22 protein-coding genes and 1 pseudogene are annotated in these 25121 nt (G+C 33.3%); 13 read left to right on the forward strand and 10 right to left on the reverse strand.

Annotated features, from left to right (window positions below; translation table 11 throughout):
* The first annotated feature begins 67 nt into the window (after positions 1 to 67).
* The 3 genes from AAA453_RS01410 (at position 68) to AAA453_RS01420 (ending at position 2052) form a co-directional block, all read left to right on the forward strand.
* Positions 68 to 415 (forward strand): hypothetical protein, encoded by a 348-nt coding sequence (locus AAA453_RS01410; protein ID WP_427705717.1) that lies wholly within the window; start codon positions 68 to 70, stop codon positions 413 to 415.
* 13 nt (positions 416 to 428) lie between these two features.
* Positions 429 to 1208: a hypothetical protein gene (locus AAA453_RS01415; protein ID WP_427705719.1), complete on the forward strand. Its 780-nt coding sequence runs from the start codon at positions 429 to 431 to the stop codon at positions 1206 to 1208.
* A gap of 238 nt (positions 1209 to 1446) precedes the next feature.
* Positions 1447 to 2052, forward strand: a complete 606-nt coding sequence (locus tag AAA453_RS01420; protein ID WP_427705721.1) for a hypothetical protein — start codon at positions 1447 to 1449, stop codon at positions 2050 to 2052.
* A gap of 284 nt (positions 2053 to 2336) precedes the next feature.
* Here the strand turns inward: AAA453_RS01420 and AAA453_RS01425 are convergent, their stop codons facing one another.
* From AAA453_RS01425 to AAA453_RS01435, 3 genes are all read right to left on the reverse strand, one after another.
* Positions 2337 to 2813, reverse strand: a complete 477-nt coding sequence (locus tag AAA453_RS01425; protein ID WP_427705723.1) for a nucleoside deaminase — start codon at positions 2811 to 2813, stop codon at positions 2337 to 2339.
* A 49-nt stretch (positions 2814 to 2862) separates the two neighbouring features.
* Positions 2863 to 3903: an NAD(P)-dependent alcohol dehydrogenase gene (locus tag AAA453_RS01430; RefSeq protein WP_427705725.1), complete on the reverse strand. Its 1041-nt coding sequence runs from the start codon at positions 3901 to 3903 to the stop codon at positions 2863 to 2865.
* Between the two features lie 306 nt (positions 3904 to 4209).
* Positions 4210 to 4944, reverse strand: coding sequence for an NAD-dependent protein deacylase (locus tag AAA453_RS01435; protein WP_427705726.1), 735 nt, complete (start codon positions 4942 to 4944; stop codon positions 4210 to 4212).
* Between the two features lie 278 nt (positions 4945 to 5222).
* Here AAA453_RS01435 and dcuS point away from each other — a divergent pair, with 278 nt between their 5' ends.
* The 4 genes from dcuS (at position 5223) to AAA453_RS01455 (ending at position 10245) form a co-directional block, all read left to right on the forward strand.
* Complete coding sequence (gene dcuS / locus AAA453_RS01440; protein ID WP_427705727.1) at positions 5223 to 6824, forward strand: DcuS/MalK family sensor histidine kinase; 1602 nt, start codon at positions 5223 to 5225, stop codon at positions 6822 to 6824.
* Positions 6825 to 7541: a response regulator gene (locus AAA453_RS01445; RefSeq protein WP_427705729.1), complete on the forward strand. Its 717-nt coding sequence runs from the start codon at positions 6825 to 6827 to the stop codon at positions 7539 to 7541.
* Between the two features lie 140 nt (positions 7542 to 7681).
* Complete coding sequence (locus AAA453_RS01450; RefSeq protein WP_427705731.1) at positions 7682 to 9034, forward strand: 2-hydroxycarboxylate transporter family protein; 1353 nt, start codon at positions 7682 to 7684, stop codon at positions 9032 to 9034.
* 29 nt (positions 9035 to 9063) lie between these two features.
* Positions 9064 to 10245 carry an NAD(P)-dependent malic enzyme gene (locus AAA453_RS01455; RefSeq protein ID WP_427705733.1) on the forward strand — a complete coding sequence of 394 codons (1182 nt, stop codon included), beginning with the start codon at positions 9064 to 9066 and terminating at the stop codon, positions 10243 to 10245.
* Between the two features lie 138 nt (positions 10246 to 10383).
* Here AAA453_RS01455 and AAA453_RS01460 read toward each other — a convergent pair whose 3' ends face one another.
* On the reverse strand, positions 10384 to 11235 hold the full coding sequence (locus AAA453_RS01460; protein ID WP_427705735.1) for a hypothetical protein: 852 nt from the start codon (positions 11233 to 11235) through the stop codon (positions 10384 to 10386).
* 182 nt (positions 11236 to 11417) lie between these two features.
* Between AAA453_RS01460 and AAA453_RS01465 the strand changes: the two genes are divergently transcribed.
* Positions 11418 to 12620 carry a GTP-binding protein gene (locus tag AAA453_RS01465; protein ID WP_427705736.1) on the forward strand — a complete coding sequence of 401 codons (1203 nt, stop codon included), beginning with the start codon at positions 11418 to 11420 and terminating at the stop codon, positions 12618 to 12620.
* Between the two features lie 74 nt (positions 12621 to 12694).
* Here the strand turns inward: AAA453_RS01465 and AAA453_RS01470 are convergent, their stop codons facing one another.
* On the reverse strand, positions 12695 to 15964 hold the full coding sequence (locus AAA453_RS01470) for a choice-of-anchor I family protein (protein WP_427705737.1): 3270 nt from the start codon (positions 15962 to 15964) through the stop codon (positions 12695 to 12697).
* Between the two features lie 380 nt (positions 15965 to 16344).
* Here AAA453_RS01470 and AAA453_RS01475 point away from each other — a divergent pair, with 380 nt between their 5' ends.
* Positions 16345 to 18054 carry an ABC-ATPase domain-containing protein gene (locus AAA453_RS01475; RefSeq protein WP_427705739.1) on the forward strand — a complete coding sequence of 570 codons (1710 nt, stop codon included), beginning with the start codon at positions 16345 to 16347 and terminating at the stop codon, positions 18052 to 18054.
* Between the two features lie 98 nt (positions 18055 to 18152).
* On the opposite strand, the gene AAA453_RS01480 is transcribed toward AAA453_RS01475, so the two are convergent.
* From AAA453_RS01480 to AAA453_RS01490, 3 genes are all read right to left on the reverse strand, one after another.
* Positions 18153 to 18395, reverse strand: coding sequence for a hypothetical protein (locus AAA453_RS01480; RefSeq protein WP_427705741.1), 243 nt, complete (start codon positions 18393 to 18395; stop codon positions 18153 to 18155).
* Between the two features lie 242 nt (positions 18396 to 18637).
* A complete protein-coding gene (locus tag AAA453_RS01485) occupies positions 18638 to 18994 on the reverse strand; it encodes a DoxX family protein (RefSeq protein ID WP_069832386.1) in 357 nt (118 codons plus the stop codon).
* A 19-nt stretch (positions 18995 to 19013) separates the two neighbouring features.
* The gene (locus AAA453_RS01490; RefSeq protein WP_427705743.1) at positions 19014 to 19580 is read right to left on the reverse strand and encodes a TetR/AcrR family transcriptional regulator; all 567 of its coding nucleotides are present in this window, start codon (positions 19578 to 19580) and stop codon (positions 19014 to 19016) included.
* Between the two features lie 141 nt (positions 19581 to 19721).
* Here AAA453_RS01490 and AAA453_RS01495 point away from each other — a divergent pair, with 141 nt between their 5' ends.
* The 3 genes from AAA453_RS01495 (at position 19722) to AAA453_RS01505 (ending at position 22821) form a co-directional block, all read left to right on the forward strand.
* Complete coding sequence (locus tag AAA453_RS01495; protein ID WP_427705745.1) at positions 19722 to 20657, forward strand: DsbA family protein; 936 nt, start codon at positions 19722 to 19724, stop codon at positions 20655 to 20657.
* 333 nt (positions 20658 to 20990) lie between these two features.
* Positions 20991 to 21992: an LLM class flavin-dependent oxidoreductase gene (locus AAA453_RS01500; RefSeq protein ID WP_427705747.1), complete on the forward strand. Its 1002-nt coding sequence runs from the start codon at positions 20991 to 20993 to the stop codon at positions 21990 to 21992.
* A gap of 325 nt (positions 21993 to 22317) precedes the next feature.
* Positions 22318 to 22821, forward strand: coding sequence for a DUF805 domain-containing protein (locus AAA453_RS01505; RefSeq protein WP_069832388.1), 504 nt, complete (start codon positions 22318 to 22320; stop codon positions 22819 to 22821).
* Between the two features lie 113 nt (positions 22822 to 22934).
* Here AAA453_RS01505 and AAA453_RS01510 read toward each other — a convergent pair.
* Positions 22935 to 23085 (reverse strand): annotated as a pseudogene (locus AAA453_RS01510) (IS5/IS1182 family transposase); the annotation flags it as partial.
* Positions 23086 to 23260: 175 nt separating this feature from the next.
* Positions 23261 to 24079, reverse strand: coding sequence for a LysR family transcriptional regulator (locus tag AAA453_RS01515; RefSeq protein WP_427705749.1), 819 nt, complete (start codon positions 24077 to 24079; stop codon positions 23261 to 23263).
* A gap of 140 nt (positions 24080 to 24219) precedes the next feature.
* Here AAA453_RS01515 and AAA453_RS01520 point away from each other — a divergent pair, with 140 nt between their 5' ends.
* Entirely contained in the window at positions 24220 to 25107 is an 888-nt protein-coding gene (locus AAA453_RS01520) for a DMT family transporter (RefSeq protein WP_427705751.1), read from the forward strand.
* Positions 25108 to 25121: the final 14 nt, after the last annotated feature.

A 25121-nucleotide genomic window follows, 5' to 3' on the forward strand; every position in this document is an offset into this window, starting at 1 on the left:
ATTCGATGTATGGAGAGATAACATAAGTACAAACATATTAGATGAAATCAATAAGATACTAAATGGAATGGAAGATTTACAAAATAAATACGAGGAAGTTTATTTAATACGTAATGAACGTAAAATTAAGTATAGAGAAATAGATGGTGTAAGAGGCTTTATGCCAGACTTTTTATTGTACTTAAAAGACAATGAAAATACTTACCAAGTGTTTTTAGAACCTAAAGGTAAACATTTATTATCAAATGATAAATTGAAAGAGCAATTTATGTTATCAATCAATGAAAGAAATGATATTGGAGTACTTGCTGAAAATGAAGATGTTAGATTAGTAGGATTATGTTTCTATTCAGATGATTCGGCGAAAAGAAAAGAATTCAAAAATCATTTTAATGACAAGTTATTAAAATTATAAAAGGGTGAAATTTATGGTCAATAAACCAAAAATCTTTGAAGAATTTTTTTATAATGTAGATAATGAAACAGTTGATATTGAAGAATTAAATACATATATTGAAAAAAATAATAGGAATATAAATAAATATAGAGGGAAGATGTTCTGCCCAGAATGTAAAGTTGCTAAATTGACTTATGTTAGTAAAACAACTACTAGGCGAGCACATTTAAAAAAAATTCCATCAGCAAATCATTATGAAAATTGTACTTATAATTATGAATACGCAAATCAAAAATTACTAATAAAATATATTGAAAGCTTAAACTATAATCAAGTTCAAGATAAATTAAATGCTATTATGAATATGTTGTTTAATAATAAAGATAATGAAAATATTGAAAACAATGCTTATATTAAAAAGAATAATAAATTTTTTAATCCTAATTTAATCTCGGATATAACAAAAAAACAAAGAGATTTAAAAGCAATTAGAAGAAAGAAACTACAAGGATGGATTGATAAATCATATGAAGCAGATTTATATTTATTCTATGGTGAAGCAAAATTATCAGTTGAAGAAAAAATCAGCAAAAATAACAAAAACTACAAATTCTACATTTTAACGATTTTTACAAAAGACAAAGTTGGAGAATGGAAGTTTCGTGCAACCGTATATAGACATAATATAAAAGATAAAGTAAACGAAGATAGTATATATCAAATAGCATTAATAGGAAGATTAAACTTAGATTTCAAATATCCAGGGATTAACTTGTTAAATAAAAATGCCATAAAGTATGAATTGATTTAGCTATAATGTGGAATATATTATAGGCTAGTTAATATATAATATAATTCAAAATCACCTATATTTCATAGATAACACTTTTGAATAGTTCTATATATTCCATTCAAAGTAGACGCAAGATTGCGGAACTTTGAATGGATGTTTTTGAATACTTACTTCAATGAGGTGAGAAAAGGATAAGTATATAAAAAAACTGAGTAAGATAGAACAAAATAATAATTAAAAATATAGGGAGAAAAATATGGTGAACCAATATACAATTGATTTTCATGAGAAATATCAAAAATGCTTAAAAGATATAAATTTTCAAAATTACGTTTGTCATAAAAATAATTCAATAGAAGTACTTAATAATATTATTTCAAAAAATTCACATTTAAAAAAACCAAACAGTATATTTCTTCACTTAAAGAACTTAATTATAGAAGAGAAAGTATACTTGATTATTAATGAAAATAAAAATGTTTTTGAGTTTTTAGTAATAGATAGGAATTTTAATTCTGTTAGTCTTTTTATAGTAGTCGGAACCGGTACAGAAGAGGTTAGTAATACTTTGATAGGAAAATATGAATATTTTATTGAAATAGATCAATTACACTCCTATAAAAAAGGATATGGCAAATTATTATTAGAGTATTTAAAAGGGATTGCGGATAATTGTCAAATCCCTCTGGCTCTGTATGATGGTATAGAATATATAGAAGGATATTACGAAAAACTAGGTTTTATTCCAACAAAGCGTCTGAGTGAAATTAATGAAGTTTATAAGGTTTATTATCCCAGTAAATTGAAGTGGTGGAAGAATTTTTTAATAAATAAACTAGTACTTATACAGTTAGATAAGTAATTTGAGAATTAATTGATCAAATAAATAAATGGTATCCCATGAAAAAATCTCATCACCAGTCGATAAACAGAAACTTATCCTAGGTGGTTTGAATTATTAAAAAAGTAAAATCTAATGGATTAGCATCAAAAGTAGTTAAGTAAAGTTTCATCTTTCTAAATCGAGTAATAGCAACAGCAGCTAATTGAGACATAAAAAAACTCCTCAATATTCATCAAATATTGAGGAGAACTATTTTCATCCAATTTAAGACGCTTTTTTAAAATTTTTAGCGAGAAATTTAATTATCTATTGTGTAACTTTAAATGTAAAGTGTGTACTTTTTCTGCCAATGCTTGAACTGGACCATCGACATCAGCATTTTCAATAACGTGATGGATAGGTAAACTTTTTACTGGTGATTGTGGTGCGCCTATCTCACTTAGCCACGTATTTAATTGTTCAGTAGAACTGGCATAAACGATTCTTCCAAGACCTACCCAACCATGTGCGGCGGCACACATCGGGCAGTGTTCACCAGAAGTATAAACAGTTGCTGACTTGCGCTCTTCTGGTGTTAAATGATTAGCAGCCCATTTCGCTATTTCAAACTCAGGGTGTCTAGTGTGGTCACCACCACTAACATGGTTGTGATCTTCAAATAAAACGTTGCCATTAGAGCTCACTAATATAGATCCAAATGGTTCGTCTCCTTTATTCAGTGCCTGTTCTGCTAATTCGACACATCGTTCTAAATAAGTAATATCAGATTGACTAACCATCTAATAGCCTCCTTAGTAATTACAAATGAATATTATTCATTCAAAAATATTACATAGTACTTGTATCAATTACAAAACGATATTTAACATCTGAAGCTAAGACTCTCTTATAAGCATCATCAATTTGATCAGCTGAAATTAATTCGATTTGAGGTTCAATGTTGTGTTTTGAACAGAAATCTAACATTTCTTGAGTCTCTTTTATACCACCAATAGCTGAACCAGCAAATGATCTACGATGACCAATTAAATTTGCTACATGTAATGATATAGGCTCTGCGGGTGCCCCAACATTAACGATTGTGCCATCTAGTGTTAATAATCTAAGGTAATCATCTAATTTCAGATTAGCACTCACTGTATTAATAATTAAATCAAATGAGCTTGCAAGTGTTTCAAACGTTGCTTCATCACTTGTTGCATAATAATGTGAAGCACCTAATTTCAAACCGTCTTCTTCTTTGTTTAATGTTCTTGATAATACAGTTACTTCAGCACCCATAGCATGTGCAATTTGAACAGCCATGTGTCCAAGTCCGCCCATACCTATAACTGCTACCTTTTTATCTTCATTTGCATTCCAATGATTTAAAGGTGAATAAGTCGTAATGCCAGCACAAAGTAAAGGTGCAGCAGCATCTAAACCAATATTATCAGGAATACGTAATACAAAATCTTCATGTACTACGATATGTGTTGAGTATCCACCTTGAGTTGGTTCACCATATCTGTCTGTACCTGCATATGTACCGACGTTTCCTTTTAGACAGTATTGTTCTTCGCCATTTTGACAATGAACACATTCTCCACAAGAGTCTACCATGCAACCTACACCGACACGGTCATCTATTTGATATTTACTGACTTCAGAACCGACTTCTTTAACAATTCCTGCGATTTCATGACCTGGCACTAATGGATAATTAACAGGTCCCCATTCTCCATGTGCAGTATGAATATCAGAATGGCATATGCCTGCATATTTAATTTCTATCAAAACATCGTTTGTATCAAGATCACGTCTTTTAATTTCCGTAGCATAAAAATCAGAATCTGGACTATTTACAGCTCTAGCTTTAACATTTAACATATATTAATTCCTCCATTATTCGTACTTCAGAATATTTTTATTGATATTCTTCATTGTTCATAATAGACCTTAAAGTATACTTTAGGTCAATGAATATGACTTCCCATGTAATTAGGACTGAACAAAAACAATATCTGGAGTAAATAATATGTGCATTCATTTATAAAACAGTGAAACCATCGATAAGGTTGTTTCCAGTATTTTAAAACTATTTAATATTGATTCAAAAATTACCAAATAAAAAAAGAGCGCGTCTTATAAAACGCGTTCTCCTTTTTTATAAATGCTTTAACTTCACTACATAACTCACTCTACATATTCTAGTTCATTAACCACTTTGACCATGTCGTCGTGAATGACTAAAGTTGCGTGGTTATCATAAGGTGTAGGGTCATTATTAATGATAATTAGATTTTGTCCTTTAAAGTTCGAAATAAGCCCTGCTGCTGGTTGGACTACGAGTGACGAACCTAGGACGACTAAAGTATCAGCTTTATTTATTTTATCCAGTGCATTATATATCGTATTTTGATTTAATAATTCCCCATAAAGTACAATATCAGGTCTAATGGGGCTACCGCACACTTCACAATCACGTAAATGTTGTTCCATAATATAATTTTTGAAATATGCCTTATGGCAATCAATACAATAGAATTGATTTAACGTACCATGCAGTTCGTCAACGTTAAGACTCCCCGCATCAGAATGCAGACCGTCGATATTTTGAGTAATGACACCTAATGAACGTTTGTCTTGTTCTAGTTGAGCAATCCATTGATGAACAAGGTTCGGTTGCTTATCAGCTATAAGTAAACGTTTATGATAAAAATCTACAAAGCCTACTGGGTCATCTTGAAGATAATCCGTACTTAATAAATATTCAGGTGCGTAGCCATCTTTTGAAATTTCATCAAATAGCCCGCCCATAGAACGAAAATCTGGGACACCGCTTGCGACAGATACACCTGCCCCTGTAAAAAACGTGATTTTATTAGAATTATTAATGATGTTCTTGAATTGTTCAATCCTGTCATTCATGCATTTCACTCCATTAAAATTTTAAAAATCATACTCCTAACCTTTAAATTAATTTTAAGTTGTAAAAAGTAATTTAGCAAACAAAACATATACTTAAGCACTAACATGCGACCGTATATTATCTCTTGTTTAAGGGTATATTTACGGTCTTTTTTCAAATTGTATTATTATTCTATTAAATTTCACATTTAAAACTTATACTAATTAATTCTAAAAAGTATGATATATTTCTAATAATTATATGTATAAATTTTAATAACTAAAGGCGGTTTGGGGCTTTGAAGAAACAGAGACTAAAGTTAAGCACACTGATCATTATTGTAGTATGTATTGTAGTGTTATTTTCATTACTTATTACGAGTGTATTGATTAGTAAGACCATTAAAGATACGATACATAAAACAACTGAAGAGAAGGCCGAAGTAATTGGTAAGACCGTTGCTCAGTCTGAGATTGTTCAATCTACTTTGAAAAAAGGTGACAATGATAACAGTATACAAACGTATGTGTCTGAAATACAACAATCAACGGATGTGAGTTTTATTGTTGTGATGGATATGAACGGGATACGAAAATCGCACCCTAATGAAAAACGCATTGGTAAGCATTTTAAAGGTGGCGATGAAACAAATGCGCTGCACGGTAAAGAGAGTGCTTCGATTTCTAAAGGGACGCTCGGTGAATCATTAAGGTCATTTACCCCTGTTTATGCTGATGGTAAGCAAGTTGGAGTAGTTGCCGTTGGTGTACCGATGAAAAGTGTTTCTGAAGCACTTGCAGATGGGAATAAGCAAATTATCATTGGGTCAATTGTTGGACTTATTGTCGGTGCCATTGGTGCATATTTACTGTCTAGATATATTAAGAAAATTTTACTTGGTTTAGAACCATCGAATATCGCTAAGATACTTGGAGAAAGGAACACGATGTTGCAATCTGTTCATGAGGGTATCGTTGCTGTTGATAAAGAAGGTAAGATTAATTTAGTGAATAAATCAGCGATGGATATATTTAATAAGGCAAATTTAAAAGGCAATCCAATTGGCATGAAGATTGATGATTATATGGAGTCTACACAACTACCAAAAGTACTCGAGTTAGGTAAACCAGAATTGGACAAGGAACAAAATATTAATGGAGTGAAGATCTTGGTTAATAGAGTGCCACTGGTTGTAAATAATGAAATTGTTGGTGCAATTTCAACATTTAGAGACAAGACAGAGGTGAACAAACTTTCGGAACAGTTAGTAGGTGTGAAGACATATGCTGATACATTACGTGCGCAGTCACACGAGTTTAGTAACAGGTTGCACGTGATTTCTGGCCTGCTACAAATGGAACATTATGAGGATTTAAAACAGTATATACATGAGATTGTTGAACTAGGCAGCCAAGAGAATGGTAGTATTACGTCGAAGATTAAAGATCCTGTGTTAGCTGGATTCTTAATTGGCAAATTAAGTTTGGCGAGAGAACAGAATATTAAATTGTCTATTATCAGCCATACAATGATTCCAGAACCGAAGCATTCATATATTACTCATGAAATGATTACGATTATAGGTAATTTAATAGATAATAGTATAGATTCTTTAAGCGCATCTGCTGTTAGCGAGAAAACAATTGACGTACATTTGAAATATATAAATAACGCATTAATCATAGATATTGTAGATTCAGGCTTAGGTCTAAAAGGTGATTTAGCCCATCAAATTTTTGAAAAGGGCTACTCTTCTAAAGGGGAGCACAGAGGCTATGGGCTGCATCTTGTTCAACAAAGCGTAGAGAAACTTAACGGGGAAATAAATGTAGCTTCTAATGTAGAAGGCAATGTGACATTTTCAGTCGTTATAAATTATTCAAAAAAGGAGGGACTATAAATGTTAAATATCTTAATTGTTGAAGATGATCCAATGGTTGCACAAATAAATCAACAATTTATTAAAAAAATAGATGACCAAACCTCAGTTGATATTGCCTCAAATGTTAAAGAAGCTATAAAACATATAGAAAATAAAGAAATTGATTTACTATTGCTGGATATATACATGCCTGAGGAAAATGGACTCACATTTCTTAAATATATAAGAGAGCAAGGTTATAAAATAGACGCAATTCTCATCACAGCAGCTACGGATGTCGAGGATATTCAAACTGCATTTCGTTACGGCGCTGTAGATTATTTAATTAAGCCCTTCGACTTTGAGCGTTTTCAACAATCATTGTTGAGATATAAAAAAGGACTCACATTCTTTAATAAAACGAGTAGTATTAATCAAACTGATATTGATGCTGAGTTTCTTAACAAGGAAATTGTTGACCGTGATTCAGAGTTGAAATTACCAAAAGGTGTGACGGAAGCAACGTTACAAGTGATTATTGATAAAATGAAATACTTTGAAGAAAATGAATTCTCTACAGATGACATCTCAAAGCACGTCAATATTTCGAGAGTTTCTGTAAGAAAATATTTAAAGTTTTTAACGGATATAGAGGTTTTAGAAGAATCTTTAAATTATGGTATAGGGCGGCCCATTAATTTCTATAAGGTTAAAAAGGATAATCTTCAGTATTTAAAGGGTTATATAGAATTATAGTGAAGTGTTACCGAATCAAAAGGATTAAATTCCTTTTGATTCGGTTTTTTTAATTACAAAAAGATAATTAAAATTTCATAAGCTATAAATTTATATCGTCTATGAATAGAATAGATTTATACGTAACAAGGGGGTTAATAATGAATACGAAAGCAAATTTGAAAGCGCTTACTAATGAAGGGGTGCCAATAGAGCGCAGCTTTAAAAGTTTAGGGAAAAGGCTGATTCATATTAAAGTGGGCGTGTTACCATTACCACTTTACTTAATACTAGCTGCAATTATATTAGCTGCGTCCGTATATAATACGTTACCGGCAGACATGATCGGTGGATTCGCAGTAATCATGATTTTGGGTATCTTGCTAGGCGATCTTGGTCAAAAATTGCCGGTTTTAAAAGATATCGGTGGACCTGCTATTTTAGCATTACTTGTACCATCTGTTTTAGTGTTTTTAGATGTTATTAACACATCTTCTATGGAAGCGGTAACAAGTTTGATGAAGACATCGAACTTTTTATATTTCTATATTTCTTGTTTGGTTGTTGGAAGTATTTTAGGCATGAATAGTAAAGTGTTAATTCAAGGATTTACACGTATGTTTGTGCCTTTACTAGTGGGAACTATTCTGGCAGTATCTGCTGGTTTATTAGTCGGCCTACTATTTGGCTATGATATTAAGCATACATTGTTTTATATTGTTGTACCTATTATTGGAGGAGGTATTGGTGAAGGTATTCTCCCATTATCCATTGCATACTCAGCTATATTGGGAGGCACAGCTGAATCGTTCGTTTCTCAAATGATTCCAGCAGCAGTAATTGGTAATATATTTGCGGTTGTTACTGCAGGAGTCATGATGCGTGTAGGTGAAAAACATACAAAGCTTTCAGGAAATGGAAAATTAATTAAATCTGAAAACATAGATGAAACGAGTGAGGATAAAGAAGATAAAGAAAAAGTAATTGATTTCTCACTTATGGGAGCAGGTTTACTCATTGCTTGTAGTTTCTTTATTGTTGGTACACTTGGTCAAAAATTCATAGGTATGCCGGGGCCAGTTATTATGATTCTATTTGCAACGATTATTAAATGTTTGAAAGTAATGCCACACAAAATGGAAGATGGCGCACATAATTTATATAAATTTGTATCTACAAGTTTAACTTGGCCATTAATGGTAGGTCTTGGAATGTTGTACATACCTTTAGAAGATGTCGTTAAAATTGTTACACCAGCATATGTTGTCATATGTGCATCAGTCGTATTAACCATGATTCTTTCTGGTTATTTTGTAGGTAAATTGATGAAAATGTATCCAGTAGATGCCGCTATCGTGACGGGATGTCATAGTGGCTTAGGTGGTACAGGAGATGTAGCTATATTGTCAGCATCTAAACGTATGGCACTTATGCCATTTGCACAAGTTGCTACCAGAATAGGCGGCGTATCAACAGTCATCATGGCAACATTTTTGTTGAAAATGCTAAGTTAAATCACAATACTAAATAAGGGGTAATAAATATGTCAGTAAGAAATGAAACTACAGATTCAATCAGTTTACACCATGAACGTTCAGGAAAAATAGAAATTACGAGTAAAGTAGAGGTTAAGGATGAACAGGATTTGAGTGTCGTATACACGCCTGGTGTATCTGAAGTATGTAAGGCGATTACAGAAGATGAATCAAAAGTAAATTCGTTAACAGCGCGAGGTAATATGATTGCTGTAGTTACGGATGGTACGGCTGTACTTGGACTAGGTGATATTGGACCCAAAGCGGCTATACCAGTTATGGAAGGGAAAAGTATTTTATTTAAAAAACTGGCAAATGTAGATGCATTTCCAATTTCATTAAATACAAAAGATACTGAAGAAATTATATCTATTATAAAAGCGTTAGAACCTAATTTTTCTGGAATTAATCTAGAAGATATATCTGCACCACGTTGTTTTGAAATTGAGAAAAGATTAATTGAAGAACTTGATATTCCAGTATTTCATGATGATCAACATGGAACGGCAATAGTTGTGCTTGCAGCATTAATCAATGCACTTAAATTTGTTCGAAAAGAAAACTATTCTACAAAAATCATTATTAATGGTGCAGGCTCTGCAGGTATTGCGATTGCTAAGTTATTATTAGAAGCAGGATATAATAATATTACGCTGGTCAGTCTAGAAGGTGTCTTAAATAAATCAGAAACGTGGATGAACGGCGCTCAACAAGACATTGCAACATATACAAATCCTGAAGAATCTAGAGGCACATTGGATGATGTCATTCAAAATGCAGATGTATTTATTGGTGTATCAGGTCCCAAAGCGTTAACAAAAGATCATGTACAGTCAATGAATGATAACCCAGTTGTTTTTGCATTAGCCAATCCTACCCCAGAAATATACCCAGAAGAAGCAATAGAAGCTGGAGCTACCATCATTGGCACAGGACGTTCGGACTATCCTAATCAAATCAATAATTTATTAGCGTTTCCTGGAATATTTAGAGGCGTGTTAGATGCACAATCAAGTGATATTACTACAGAAATGAAAATAACGGCAGCTAAAGCAATTGCTAGCTCAATAAGAGAAGATCAGTTAGCAGCGGATTTCATTATTCCCAATGCGCTAGATAAAAACGTCGCTCATCAAGTCGCCGAAGCGGTTAAGCATATTGCGAAAAAAGAAGGGGAAATATTAGTTTAGAGTGAAAAAAGGAACAATAAATGAAACAGTTAATAGATTTATAATGCTACGATTTTAATAAGTAACTAAGATGCTAAATATATATTAAAAGTGCTGACAACAAAATGTAATGTTGTCAGCACTTTTAATTTTATACTTTTATTCTGGTTCTCCATCTTCATCATATTTCGTTACATTACCGTCTTGATCAACAATGTAGGAGCCAGCTAAGTTATCATCTTTATCAATAAAGGAGAAGCCCCAATCCCCATTATTACTTTGTTCAGGCTCTTTGTACGTATATTGAGAAGTGTCTAAACTATGACCCTCGTATGACTCAACCTTATCTATTACATTTTCTCGTGTTACTTCGCCAGTACTATCATCACTACTTTCGCTACTATCATTAGAATCATTAGATTCAGAAATGACAGGTGTCCAATTATCTATTTCACTTTGAGAAAAATCTTTTAGTTTTACAGTTTTAGGATTATTAAGTATGCGTGTAGATTCATTTTGCGAATAATCATCTTCGTCCCAACGTTTATCTTGGAAATGACTAGGCACATCATAAACATCTACTGTACCATCATGATTGTCTTTATAAATAACTTGTCCCGCAGCAGTTGGTGTACCGTATAATGCTTGCGTGCCATTTGGGAATGTCGCGGAAGCACTCTTGTTATATGGATTTAAGACCTCATCCGAAACATCTGCATGCGTGATTTCAGTACTTGAAGGATCTACATTGCCGCCATTATCTTCAAGTACAGAAATCCATACTTTGGCATAGTGTTCAGGTGAATTTGTATTTTCATCATTGTTGTTACTGTCAGATGATGAATTATCATTTTGGTTTTCGTTTTCATCGTTGCTATTATTACTACTGTTTTGATCTTGTTTGTTTGAGTCATTAGAATCTCCACCAGATCCTGTATTAATGTTGATATCACAAGCCGATAAACCAATAGAAGCTACAATAATACCAGTAGCTATATATTTAAATTTCATAAAAATCCCCCTTATATCATAAATAAGTATGCTTAATATTTATTATACCCAATAAGTTGTCGAAAATCTTTTCCAAGATAGAGTGATTAACACGTCTTAAAAATATAATATTGACTTTACTTATAATTCACGTTACATTATAAAACGTAATTATTACGATTTATAAAAGGGGAGTTAATCTAATGAGTAAAATTCCGGTAACTGTTTTAAGTGGCTATTTAGGTTCAGGGAAGACTACGTTGCTCAATCACATTTTAAAAAATCGAGAGGGACGTAAAATAGCAGTTATTGTAAATGATATGAGTGAAGTCAATATTGATAAAGATTTAGTTGCAGAAGGTGGCGGCTTATCCAGAACTGATGAGAAACTAGTTGAATTATCGAATGGCTGTATCTGTTGTACATTGAGAGATGATTTATTAAAAGAAGTAGAACGTCTCGTACACAAAGGAAATATAGATTACATTGTTATTGAATCAACAGGTATTTCAGAACCTGTACCAGTTGCCCAAACATTTTCATACATAGATGACGAACTCGACATTGATTTAACGTCAATATGCCAATTAGACACAATGGTGACAGTAGTAGACGCGAATCGATTCACCAATGATATTAACTCGGAAGATTTATTAGTCGATCGAGACCAAGGTGCTGATGTTACGGATGAACGCACGCTTGCAGATTTACTAATCGATCAGGTCGAATTCTGTGATGTCCTAGTATTGAATAAAATAGATTTAGTTACTGACGATGAATTACAGAAACTTGAAAATGTACTGAGACAGTTACAACCTGAAGCGAAATTAATTAAAACAGTGAATGCAGAAGTAGAATTAAACGAAATTTTAAATACGGGGCGCTTTGATTTTGAAAAAGCGAGTGATTCTGCAGGATGGATTAAAGAATTAACTGAAGGTGGCCATGCGACACATACACCAGAAACTGAAGAATACGGTATAAGTTCCTTTGTTTATTCAAGAAGATTACCGTTTCACGCGGAACGTTTTAATACATGGTTAGAAAATATGTCGGATAACATCGTTCGTTCCAAAGGTATCGTGTGGCTCGCGCAATATAATGAAGTTGCTTGTTTATTATCACAAGCTGGGTCATCTTGTAACATTAGTCCAGTGACCTATTGGGTAGCTGCGATGTCATCAGAACAACAAAGACAGATTTTGCATGAAAGAACAGATATTGCAGAAACGTGGGATATTGAATATGGTGACCGAAATACACAATTTGTCATTATCGGAACGGATTTAGATACTGAAAAAATTGAACGTGAACTCGATGCATGTTTATTAAATCGTCATGAAATAGAGCAAGATTGGAGCAATTTACCAGACCCTTATCAATGGGAGATAAGTAAACAGCAATAAATCAAAATAGGAAGCATTTGATTATAATGCTTCCTATTTTGGTATTTAATTATTTTGCGATAGGTGAATATTATTTATTTCTCTTTTTGTTTTCTGCCAATCAATAGTAGGCAAGCGCCTAAGATTAATGATGACCATAGTGGTACTTGGCTTTGGCTTTGACCTGTATTTGGTAATTGTTGTGTTTCAGTTGAATGACTATGCTCATTTGTCATGTTTTGCTTATCGAGATGAATGTCTTCTTTATCAAGTTTAGTGTTTGTTGTACCTGTTTTAGTAATGTTTGTATTATATTGATGATTATTTTGGTTATGTGTTTCTGTAGCTAGCTGATGTATAGGCTGTTCTGATTGTGAAACTGATTTTTGATTTTTCACCGTATTATGATATTGTGCAGCGATAGGTGTTGTAGAAAGAGCAGTTGATTTAGCTGTCGAGTTGTTATTTAACTGAGTCGAGTCATTTTGAGTATTTGATGGATTTTCTGAAATTAATGCGTCAGGGTTCTCAATAACTGCATTTTGGTCGACAAGAGGACCTTCTGAATTATGTTCAATTTCAGGATTTTCGTCATTTAAATCAATCGTATCATTATCTTCACCATCGTTGACAGGCGGGTTGTCATTTTCAGTGTTGTCTTGGTCGTTAGGTGGTACTTGTTCAGTTCCACTAATCTGATTTAACTCAAATGTAGATGTAGTGCCTGACAATTCAAAGGATACGATTAACATTGCTTTGCCTGTTGGGCTGTCTTCTTCAGAGACAAAAGTAATACCCTCAGGTGAGATATCTTTATTTTGTTCATCATAAAGGTATTGCGTGAATGCAGGAGCAGTAGGATTCGTAATATTATATATCATGATGCCTCCTACACGTTCTAAGCCGACGAATGCGTATGTTTGATTGCCGACAGTACCAACTTCTATAGACTCGACTTCAGGACCTTTATCGTCACTTCTACCATCTACTTCTAGTTCATTAAAATCTTCATAATTAGCATTAAAGCGTTCTGGTAAAATATCTTTGATACGCTGTTCAATATCATTGCCACTGTCGTAAACCATAGATAGGTCAGAACCTTTTAATATTGAAAATGAACGACCACTGAACGTTACGAGTGCATTATATTTTCCATTTTCATCTCTGAATTTGTGAGAAGTTGTCACTTTTAATCTGCCTAATTGATCATCATCAAATAGCCCGTTAGCCACAAGTGCATCTAATTCTTCTTGCGTATAACCTTCATAGTATTTAGCGTCTAATTCAATATCATCTTTAATATCTTTGACACGGATTTCCTCTGAATAACCCTCATAATCTTGTGAATCACCTTCATTGGCTATTAATAAATATGTTTCTCCATTATATTCGTATGAATCAATACCATCTGGTTGTAACATACCGAGTACTGGTACAGGGCGTAATTCTTTTTTACCGTCTTTGTCTGAAGGATCAATAGCATTTTCAGGTAAGGAATGATCTTTATAAGGTAATCCTTGGACTTGTACGAATTTACCTTTTTCAATGTCTAGCTTAGCAATAGCACTTGATTCTTGAATCGTCACGTAAGCATATTTTCCACTTTCATCGGTCACGATATACTCTGGCTCTAAATTTAGATAAGCTTGCGATTTATTAGGACCTAATGCACGAATAGATTCATTCATATGATCTTGTGTTAGTGAAGTAGTGCGAACGTGTGAGTTGTTTAATTCGGTTGGTGCACCTGATGTGTCGATAATTGACACAGAACCTTCTGGATTCACTTTGTAATCGTCAGAGGGTTCACCTTCATTGGCTACAAGTAAACGAGAACCATCTTTTGTGAAAGTTACCATGTCGGGTAGACTGCCTACCGTCAAATCATTTAAGTATTTTCCTGTATCACTATAGAAGACCACGTGACCGGGCTTTGTTTTATCTTTGGCAGGTGCAGAAAGAGCAATATAATTACCATCAGGATGAACAGCTACACTAGTTAGGTCACCTGCTTCAATGCCAGCATCTTGTAGATAAATTCGATTTACGAGCTGAATTTCTTTGTTTTTAGTGTTTTTAATATCTAAAATATCTAATGCTTCTTTATCTCCATTTATTGAATAGGCATAACCATTTTTAGGGTTATATTTTACAATTTCTGTACCACCTTTATCAAAGCCAGCACCGCTATCATAACGCCCTGTGTGATTAATGTTGAGGGATGTTGAATCTTTAGAAGCATTACGTGTATTTCTAATTGTTGGATTTTGAGCAGATGCCATTTGTAAGACTGCTTGTGGCTGTTTGTCTTGTTTTTGGGTATTATGTTGAATCGCTTTTAAAAGTGTTGTGCGTTCTGCATTGGTTAAATTTTCTAAGTCTTTAGTAGATGTGCTGTTAGATGAAATAGCATCACTATGAATATGATTATTGTTCAATGGTTCTGAAGCGGATTGCGATGCCGATGATGCGTCTTCTATTTTATGTGGTGGGTTTATATTAGTCTCTGTTTTGTTGAGCGATTTGTTTGTTGAGTCATGTTGCTTCTGTGCAGTTGAGTTTGAATTATCTGATGAAGCATTTGAATGTTTTGTGGATTTGTCTGATTCATTTGGAGTGTTCGAATTATCTGTTGTTGCATCTGATTCATTTAATGGCACCTTTGAATGCCCTGTTGATGTATTTGAATCCTTTGTTTGTTCTATAGTTTGCTTGGATTCGGCGTCATTTTGAACTTGTTCTTGTGTAGCGTCACTAGATGACGGTTTTGGTAGTTGATCAGATTTTGAATTTTCAACATTTGAATCATTTTGCTTATCTTCTTCTTTAAGAAGCTCTTGTTGTTGAGATTTTTGTGTATTCTGCTCTGTTAATTCTTCTTTATTTGAAGCATTTCTTGTTAATGATTTCCTTGAATCTTTAGTGATGTTCTCAATAGTTTGTTCTTCGTTAGCATCACTTTCAGACGGCTGTTCAGGTTTTTGTGTGTCTGAAGCATCATTTAATGCACTTTGTGTGCTCGGTGACTGATTTTCTTTCTTTATGTCATTTTCGTCGATAGTTTCTTCTTTAGGTTCTTCTGTAGTGCCTTCATTTTGATTATGTATATTTGTTGCTTGATTATTGTTCGAATTATGATTATCTGTAGATGTTGATTTAGATGATGATTCTAATGTATGATCCTGACTACTAGTTTGAACTTGAGCAGTTGTAGTTTCAGTATCATTTTTAATTTGACTATGATCAGCGGCGGAAGCTTGATTACTCATCCCAAGTAATAGACATGTCCCAATTGTAACTGAAGCAGTTCCCATCATACTTTTTCTAATAGAATAAATTGTGTTTCTTTTCATATTGTTAAACATAAAATCCCCCTAGATAGATAAATACGTACTTATTAATTATCTCACTAGTATGTTTGTGTATTATTTTTAAAAAATAAAGAATTAGTAAATATGCTTTGCCATAAAATAAATAAAACTATTAATACATAGCGCTACCTATATAAATCACGCAATTTAGAAATATATTTAATTCAATCATATTTGGGAATAGAGTAATCATACATATATATTGATGTTGCTACGCTGCTTTGCGGGTTTTATTGTCAGAGATAGTGTTACTACAAAAAATAAATATTGTACACAGTTAATCTAATGTTTTAGACTGGGTAAATATTAGAAAGAGCGTCTAAAGTATTATAATAAAAAATGAAACAAGAAGAATCACTTGAGGAGGTACGCTATTGAAACAAGCTACAGAATTCGCGCAGTTATTAAGATCATTAGATGGACAGAAGTATGGTGCATATAAGCGCCTAAAGGGAGTGTATCAATTTAAGCAGTTCCGTTTTGCGATTGATCATGCGCAAGTGGACCCGTATGCGCCACCTTCAAAAATGAGGGTTATCATGAATCGTGAAACAGCAAATATTCCGGACGATATGCTAGATTCAAAAAATAAAATTATTGCAGTATCTGACTTTCTGACTCGAGCGTTTAAAGAAAACATAGAATCGTTGAAACATAGCGATAAACACGCAAAAAGTGCTAGCAATATTTTTATTGATCGTTGTGGTCAAGAGATTTTAGAGCGAACTGCTGTTGTGATCAATAAACAGGACATTGAAGTGAGACTTGAAATTAGTTTGCCAGCCGCAGGTAGAAAAATTTTAGGAAAAGTTGCAGCAAATATATTAACTGACACGTTACCAGAAATTGTAGAGCACGCATTACTTTATAAAAATATTGATCAAGCTGCATTAAAGACACAAGTTACATTAATGTTGGACCAAGCGTTTATTCGTGAAGAACTCGACCGAAGACAGCTTGTATCATTTGTGGCAAATGGTTCTATATTGCCACGTAAAAGTGGGGTTTCTGATAAACAATTATCGGGTGCTGTAGCGTTTAATAGTCCGAAAAATGTAGAAGTTGAATTGTCTTTACCGAGTGGAAAAACCATCACTGGCATGGGCGTTCCGAAAGGGATTACTTTAATCGTAGGCGGCGGTTTTCATGGTAAGTCAACGATACTTGAAGCATTAGAACGTGGTGTCTATAATCATATTGCCAGTGACGGTAGAGAATATGTGATTACTTGTCATGATGCTATGAAAATACGTGCAGAAGATGGACGAAATATAGAAAAAGTGAACATCAGTCCTTTTATAAATAATTTACCGGGAAATAAAGATACACGACAATTCTCAACTGAAAATGCGAGCGGTAGTACGTCACAAGCAACGAATGTGATGGAAGCATTAGAAGCAAATACATCGTTATTGCTGATTGACGAGGACACTTCTGCAACAAACTTCATGATTCGAGATAGCCGTATGCAACAGCTGATTGCGCCTGAGAAAGAACCTATCACACCATTTGCGAGTAAGGTAACATCACTTTATAAAGATTATGATGTTTCTACAATTTTAATTGTGGGTGGCTCGGGTGACTATTTTGAGGCAGCAGATCAAGTGTTGATGATGGATGAGTATGTATTGAAAGATGTAACAGTACAAGCTAAATCCATTGCGGCGTCAAACGATAGTATTAAAAGCATGAACATAGATAAAAAATTCGGTGACATTCCTACGCGAATTCCGTTAAAATCTAGTTTTTCTAAAAAAGGAAAGGAAAATCGTTTTAAAGTCAAAGGACGGTATTCCATTTTATATGGTAAGGAACTTATTGATATATCAGGTTTGGAACAGTTGGTAGATAACAGCCAAACACAGTGTTTAGCGGACATGATTGATTATTACCAGAACCATCTATTAAATGAGCAAGACACTTTAGCTCAAGCGGCTGACAAGCTCTATGATTTTATAGAGCAAAACGGTCTAGATGCACTCTCACAATTTCATGGACATCCAGGAAATTTAGCTTTACCGAGAAAGCAGGAATTCTGTGCAACGCTTAATCGTTACCGTGGATTAAAAGTGAAAAGCACATAAGAAGACGACAAAGTGCTTAATCAAAAGTTATATTATATAGTTTAAAAGGTTTGTTTTTTATATTTTTAGGAAACAAACCTTTTAATTTAACTATGTTTTTAAAGTAGAAATAGTCTTTTGAAAGATTTTCTAAATTTATCCCATGCTGCTATATCAAGGTAGTATTTATCACCAGTTTTTTTAATCACTTCTTTTTTTAATAAGTTTTTAAACGTCCTATTGTATTTAATATTTAAACTTTCGTAAGTCCTAGCATGTTCGGGCGAAGTGGCATGCGCTTCGATAAGTTTCTTAGCGACTTTATTCTGTTTCCATATTAAAACTTCTGATCCGTTAGTCATATTAGCCTCCTTTTTTAAATAATTATAGCATAATATAAAATAATAATTGTACTCATTATAATCTAATTAATATTGTGGTTATAATTAACGCAATTAAATAGTGGGAAATGGCAATGAGAGGATAACATTTGCTTAATAAAATACTAATTATTATGAATAAGGGAGACTGATTAAAATAAGAAAAACCCTCTTAAGGTTTTGTATATAAACGCGTTAAGAGGGTTATTGTCTTTCAATATTTATTATAGAAGTCCTGATGATACATAGTAGATAAATATGATTAAATTTAAGATAAATAATACGGTTGCTGGCATTGCCTTCTTAATAGGATCGTTTCCTAAAAAGACGAGAGATAACGCGCCTACTAACATTGTCGCACCGAGTAATATGCTGGCTAAGAAAGCGAGCATGCCATAGAAAATGCCGACAAGCATTGCTAAACCACCAAGCAACTCAAATATGCCAGTGATTTGATTGAAAATGGGCGGATAACCAAGTCGCGAAAAATCAGCTTTCATGGCTCCGGATAATATTTTAGAACCTGTCATTATGAAAAATATGCCTAAAATAATTTGTAATATAATAATTATAATTTCCATCTAAAGCGCCTCGTTTCATTTATTCTTTGTCACGAGATATTAATCCAGAAAGAATGAACGGAATTACACGATTGATATATGTTTCAGCAGGGATATCGCTATAACTTTGACACCATTTTTCAGAAGTTCGATATATACTTGCACTTAGCATCGTTGCAGCTAAGTGTCGTGTATCGTCATCCTCGAAATTCACCTCTAGCAACAATTTATAAAGTACTCTTTCAACGTGTTCTTGTATAATGTTGCCGATTGTTTCAGGATAACTCCTATGACATCTTCTATTTAACGATAATTGAAACTCTGCGATTGTTTTAAAAATATTAGAAATAGTAGCCTCATCTAATTGACGTTGTTCATAATTGGCGTAGTTCAAATTAATCAATAATTCTTCGGCAAGGACTTTATCTAGTAAATCGTAAATATCACTAAAGTGATAATAGAACGTAGCTCTATTAATGAGTGCTTCTTCCGTAATATCTTTTACAGTTATATTTTTAAAATCTTTTTCATCTGAAAGCTTAATAAATGCTTGCATAATTGACTTTCTGATTTTAATAACTCGTAAGTCTGATTTTGATTTTAGCATTCGACTCCCTCATTTTCTCCCAACACTTTGTCATTAGTGTTGAATATCCAACATTAATATATCTTTGTTGCTACTTATTATCGCTATGAATACTTATTATAAAGCTATATTAGTTATATTTAAACTTTGGAGGTTATCTCAATGGAAAAAAACATGGTATGTGATATGTATTCTGGTATATGTAAACCAAGTGAGGAAAATGAAATTGAAACGATAAATTTTGATGTGAGCGCACCGAATTTAACTTTGTATTATGTAACAGATCCTATGTGTTCACACTGCTGGGCATTTGAACCAACTCTAAATAAATTACTTGTACAATATGGTCATTTATTTAATTTCCAAATGGTTATGGGGGGATTATTAGAAGCATGGGGAGACGGCCCGATAGATCCAGCGAATGGTATCTACAAGCCTGCAGATGTTACCCCACACTGGCAAGAAGTAGGGAATTATTCACGCATGCCTATTGATGGCACAATAATGGAAATAGATCCTGTTCAATCTTCATTTCCTGCATCTAGACTCTATAAAGCAATTCAACATGTAGATTCACCTACAGCTGCAATTAAATTTACGAGATTAGTTAGAGAAGCTGTTTTTGTTTTTAATAAAAATATTTCAGATAAAGCAGTGCTTAAGCATATTGTTGAAGATTTATATAAAGGTGACAATACCATAGATGTTGACTCAATTTTAAACATCGCAGACAGCGACATAGGACAAAATCTACTTGCGGAAGATTTTAATTTAGTGAGTCAATTGGGCGTACGTGGATTCCCAACAATAGTAATCGTTAATATAGATAACCAAGGAACAAAAATTGTAGGGGCTCGCTCATTAGAAACATATATAGATGCATTAGAAAAATTAGATACTTCTATAACTATAGAGCCAAATCGATTGCCAAAATTATCATTATATTTAAATGAACAATCAAGTTTATTTTCCAAAGAAATTGAAGTAATGTACGATATCGAAGAAAAGGATGTTCCAAATTTCATAGAGAAAGACTTGGACAAATCGAAATACACTATCTCGAACATACTTGGAGAAAACTATTACGAAGTAAAATAAACTGAGATTTTATTAGTGAATTATAAAATTTAAAAAGATGAAAACACTGTGAAAAGTAGTGTTCTCATCTTTTTTATTTCCCGAGAAATAATTAAATAACAGAACCCCTTTAATTTTAATAATAAAGAATGCTATTTACATCGTTGCATTGAATATTTAGACGCTATAAACAGTAAATTATCTTTATATCGCCTGGTGTTTTATGATGGAATAAGCAGAGGATTTTTTTAATTGTGTGATGCCCATATACGTTTTAAGTATAAAAGTGTAGGCGTTATATCAAATTATAAAACCATCCATATTCAATAAGGTTTATAAAGGAGTACTAATTAAATGACAAAACATATACCATTAAGTGTCCTCGAACTTGTAGGCATTTCGGAAAATCAGACAGTCAAAGAAGCACTTGAAGCATCTATGGATAATGCAGAGCTTGTAGATCATCTTGGGTTCAAAAGACTTTGGTTTGCTGAGCATCATAATACAAAAAATCTTGCATCCAGTGCTACATCACAACTGATTGCGATGGCAGCAGCACGAACAGAAAATATTCGTGTAGGCTCGGGCGGTATTATGTTGCCAAACCATTCACCATTGCAGTTAGCTGAAAATTTCGGCACGACTGCCCAACTTTATCCAGGTAGAATTGACCTTGGACTTGGAAGAGCGCCTGGCACTGATCAAAAGACATCTCAACTCATTACACGTTCTGATAGTGATGCACAGACTTTTGCAAATTCTATTTTTGACCTCATGGGATGGTTCAGTGATGAAGGTCTCGGTAACAGTGTTCCTGTGACTTCGACAGTAGGTACAGGTACGAATATACCAATTTGGGTATTAGGCTCAAGTATAAATGGTGCATCTATTGCTGGACAGCTTGGACTGCCGTATTCTATTGCGACACATTTTGCACCTGATGACTATAAACAAAAAATTGATATGTACCGTTCTACGTTCAAGACAGATGCGCCAACTTCACAGATTGATGAGCCGTATGTCATGGCCGGAATTAATGTCATTGTGGCACCAACTGACGAAGAAGCAGAAAAAATTTGGACAACGACGATTCAAATGATGAGAGACATGCATACTGGTCAGCGCCGTAAGCTACAGCCACCTGTTGATCCTGAAGAATTAGGCTCAGAAGAACAAAGAAAAATGATGGAATCAATGTTCAGTATTAAAGCGGTTGGTTCACCTGAAACAGTCCGTAATAAATTAGAAGCATTCACAGAAGAGACTGGGGCGGATGAACTTATTATTGTGACTTATACGTATGATCCAGAAAAAAGAAAACAATCGATGGAACTGCTCGCAGACCTGTGGTTCTAAATGATTGATCTTCAAGGAAGATTTTTCATGGTTGGTCAAAGTGAAAAACAAAAATCGTCTGATTAGATTTAAGATAATAGGAACTGTATGTCATTTATGATGTACAGTTCTTTTTTGATTTTATAAAATTTTATTTTGAAATATGACATCGAAATAGCTATTTGATCAATAGCAGAAACATTCTGTATTTTACATATAAATAAAAAGTGAATAAAACTTATTTTGAAATTGAAATTAAGGATTTAATACATCTTTTTTAAAAGCTATTTGCTATATGCATCTTTAGTTTCGTATACTATTACTATTAAACTAAAGGAGAAATTATATGAACAATTCACAAAATCAAGTTATTCAAAGTTATAAAGAATTTTGGACGCGTTTTTTGGACATTAATGGCAGATCTACTCGTCCTAACTTTTGGCATCCTTTTTGGATTAACTTCGTAATATCTTCGCTTTTAGGAATAGTATCAGCAGGTTTACTAAGCAGTGTATTCGCAATTGCAATTATTATTCCTTCATTTACCGTTATGGCCAGACGTTTACATGATACAAATCGTACGATGGTTCTTGCAATCGTTTCGCACATCAGTGGTTTCATAGCGATGGTGGCAACTATTGTATTTATTGTAGGTGTTTTAGCAGTAGCAAGCTCAGGTAGTGGTGGTATGATTGGTGCTACATTATTAGCTGGTGCATTTGGTGCAGTTGTTGCTGGAGTAATAGCACTATATACTTTATATGTATTAGTTATCACTGGTAATAGAGAACTTAATAATTATGGTTCAGGGGGAAGTTGTGAAATTGACCCTCAAGCTCATACTCATTAGTTAAATAAATGCTTTACCTACAGTCTCAGAATGTAGACAAACCCTTCACTGATGTGAACCCCAAAAGTTGGACTTAAAAATCTAACTTTTAGGGGTTTCTTTTATGTCAAAATATTATCAAGACAATATCTCCTCCGCAAGTTCATATACAAAATTTAAATCTAATATCGAATCGACCTTACGTAATAAATGATTATTAGGAACTAATTCAGAGATAGAAATCATTTCATATTGATCTCTTCTATCAATTGATTTATTCAACATAATAAAGACCACCACTGTTTAATTTATATATTATAATATTTTTTGTGTAATATGAGCAGTGATTTATGCCGACTCCTGCGGGAATAGCACTAGCCGAAGACTACAGGCTAAGGCAGTGCCCGCGGAAAGCGTGCATAAAAAAATGCCAACAAAGTCGGAGACTTTGTCTACAGTCTTATTTTGTGTTTTCTTTTAAGATACTGTGAAAATTATTTATGTGCTTTTCCTTTCTTGCGTAAATACCTATCGTTCGCAAGGCATTTGGAAGTTTAATGTGCGTATACATATCACTGTTCACCTTTTCCATATATGACTGCGGACAGATGGCTACACTTTCACTTGTAGCTATAAAATTTAAAATGGATTCTCTATCTTTGACGTAGGATAAATCCATTTTTTGTGGATTAATATTATTATTTTTAAAATCAAATGTATCACCTGGTGGTTCTAATAAATAGTAATGTTGTTGAGCTAAGACTTCTTCATCAATATGAGTTATTTCATTTAATGCGTGCTGCTTAGAGAATACAATTTCATAGGGCTCTTCAAACCAATATTCATAATAAACACCTTCTTGTAACTCAATTTGTTCTCCTATGACCAAGTCTAATTTATGTTGTTGAAGCTTATTTACTAATTCCTCGGTGCTGTTGGCGGGAAACAATCTGATGCGTTCATTTTGATTGTTCATTTTATGCAATTTGTCTAATGGAAAATTTGAAATAATACCTACTTTTAAAACTTCAGTATCATGATTTTTTAAATAATCAATTTGCTGTTTTACTGATTTAAGTCCTTCATATAGCTTTAAACCTTCATTCGTTAAACTGACGCCTCTAGGGGTTGCATCGAATATTTTATAACCAAAATATTGTTCTATTTGAGCAATTCTTTTCTTAATGCCGGGTGTACTTATATTTCTTTCAAGTGCAGCTTTGTTATAACTTTTAGCTTCAACTACAGAAAACAAATCTTCTATATAATCTATTTCCATACAATCGCCTCTTTTAACTCCTAGTTTATACTCATTATACTAAGCGCTTATTCCATAAAGCACAATACCTTGCTAACATTTAGTTAATGAAGGAGTGATAATTTGTCTAAGAAATTAAACGTATTGAAAAGGATGCAACGATGAAAGCATTAATCCAGTTCATAGCATCAATGGTCATCTTTGGAACGATAGGCCTTATCATTAAACAAATAAATTTAACTTCCATAGAAATAGCGATGCTTAGCAGTTTTATTGGTTGTAGTTTTTTATTATTGTTTTACATTATGCGTAAGCAAAGACTAAATTTTACTTTTTTGAAGCATTATAAATGGCTCATCATTATTTCTAGTTTTGCATTAGCAGGTAACTGGGTATTTTTATTTCAATCATATCAATATACGAGTATTGCAAATGCAACTTTAGGCTATTATTTTGGTCCGATTATTGTATTACTGCTATCTCCATTCATTTTAAAAGAAGCATTGAGTAAAAAAAGTGTGTTATGTATTATCGCTTCACTTATAGGCTTGATATTTATTTTAAGTAATGGTTTTCTACAGCCTGGATCAAATGATGTGTTAGGAATTCTAATTAGTATGCTTGCGGGGAGTTGTTACGCCTGTTTAATGCTTACTAATAAGTTTATTAAACAGGGTAGCCGTATGGATTTAACTATTTTTCAATTAGGCATAACAGCTTTGATTTTGCTTCCTTTCGTCTTTGGCGTTGGTGGTGGATTTGAAATTCATACACAAATTTCTGCGATACCGTTCATTCTTATTTTAGGCGTTGTTAATACTGGTATTGGTTTTTGGTTATTCTTTTCTGGTATGGAAAAATTAAACGGTCAAAATATTGCATTATTAAGCTATATCGATCCATTAGTCGCAATTTTTATATCGGGCCTTATTTTACGTGAACAATTTACGATGTTACAAATAATTGGAGGAATAATACTGATTGCGTCAACATTCTTTAGTGAATTTTCATTTAATAAATTAAAAATACGACGAAAACAAGGGTTTTAAATAATAAGCATTTA

Origin of the sequence: Staphylococcus parequorum (assembly GCF_039237145.1) — a bacterium.
Classification (GTDB): domain Bacteria; phylum Bacillota; class Bacilli; order Staphylococcales; family Staphylococcaceae; genus Staphylococcus; species Staphylococcus equorum_A.

Excerpts from the sequence above, each read along its gene's own strand:
- AAA453_RS01490 (WP_427705743.1), bottom strand. The coding sequence starts at position 19,580 with ATGCTAAAATCAAAATCAGACTTACGAGTTATTAAAATCAGAAAGTCA.
- AAA453_RS01520 (WP_427705751.1), top strand. The coding sequence starts at position 24,220 with ATGAAAGCATTAATCCAGTTCATAGCATCAATGGTCATCTTTGGAACG.
- AAA453_RS01465 (WP_427705736.1), top strand. The coding sequence starts at position 11,418 with ATGAGTAAAATTCCGGTAACTGTTTTAAGTGGCTATTTAGGTTCAGGG.
- AAA453_RS01480 (WP_427705741.1), bottom strand. The coding sequence starts at position 18,395 with ATGACTAACGGATCAGAAGTTTTAATATGGAAACAGAATAAAGTCGCT.
- AAA453_RS01415 (WP_427705719.1), top strand. The coding sequence starts at position 429 with ATGGTCAATAAACCAAAAATCTTTGAAGAATTTTTTTATAATGTAGAT.
- AAA453_RS01450 (WP_427705731.1), top strand. The coding sequence starts at position 7,682 with ATGAATACGAAAGCAAATTTGAAAGCGCTTACTAATGAAGGGGTGCCA.
- AAA453_RS01495 (WP_427705745.1), top strand. The coding sequence starts at position 19,722 with ATGGAAAAAAACATGGTATGTGATATGTATTCTGGTATATGTAAACCA.
- AAA453_RS01420 (WP_427705721.1), top strand. The coding sequence starts at position 1,447 with ATGGTGAACCAATATACAATTGATTTTCATGAGAAATATCAAAAATGC.
- AAA453_RS01410 (WP_427705717.1), top strand. The coding sequence starts at position 68 with ATGGAAGATTTACAAAATAAATACGAGGAAGTTTATTTAATACGTAAT.
- AAA453_RS01435 (WP_427705726.1), bottom strand. The coding sequence starts at position 4,944 with ATGAATGACAGGATTGAACAATTCAAGAACATCATTAATAATTCTAAT.
- AAA453_RS01425 (WP_427705723.1), bottom strand. The coding sequence starts at position 2,813 with ATGGTTAGTCAATCTGATATTACTTATTTAGAACGATGTGTCGAATTA.
- AAA453_RS01515 (WP_427705749.1), bottom strand. The coding sequence starts at position 24,079 with ATGGAAATAGATTATATAGAAGATTTGTTTTCTGTAGTTGAAGCTAAA.
- AAA453_RS01470 (WP_427705737.1), bottom strand. The coding sequence starts at position 15,964 with ATGTTTAACAATATGAAAAGAAACACAATTTATTCTATTAGAAAAAGT.
- AAA453_RS01455 (WP_427705733.1), top strand. The coding sequence starts at position 9,064 with ATGTCAGTAAGAAATGAAACTACAGATTCAATCAGTTTACACCATGAA.
- AAA453_RS01460 (WP_427705735.1), bottom strand. The coding sequence starts at position 11,235 with ATGAAATTTAAATATATAGCTACTGGTATTATTGTAGCTTCTATTGGT.
- AAA453_RS01430 (WP_427705725.1), bottom strand. The coding sequence starts at position 3,903 with ATGTTAAATGTTAAAGCTAGAGCTGTAAATAGTCCAGATTCTGATTTT.
- AAA453_RS01485 (WP_069832386.1), bottom strand. The coding sequence starts at position 18,994 with ATGGAAATTATAATTATTATATTACAAATTATTTTAGGCATATTTTTC.
- AAA453_RS01500 (WP_427705747.1), top strand. The coding sequence starts at position 20,991 with ATGACAAAACATATACCATTAAGTGTCCTCGAACTTGTAGGCATTTCG.
- AAA453_RS01505 (WP_069832388.1), top strand. The coding sequence starts at position 22,318 with ATGAACAATTCACAAAATCAAGTTATTCAAAGTTATAAAGAATTTTGG.
- AAA453_RS01445 (WP_427705729.1), top strand. The coding sequence starts at position 6,825 with ATGTTAAATATCTTAATTGTTGAAGATGATCCAATGGTTGCACAAATA.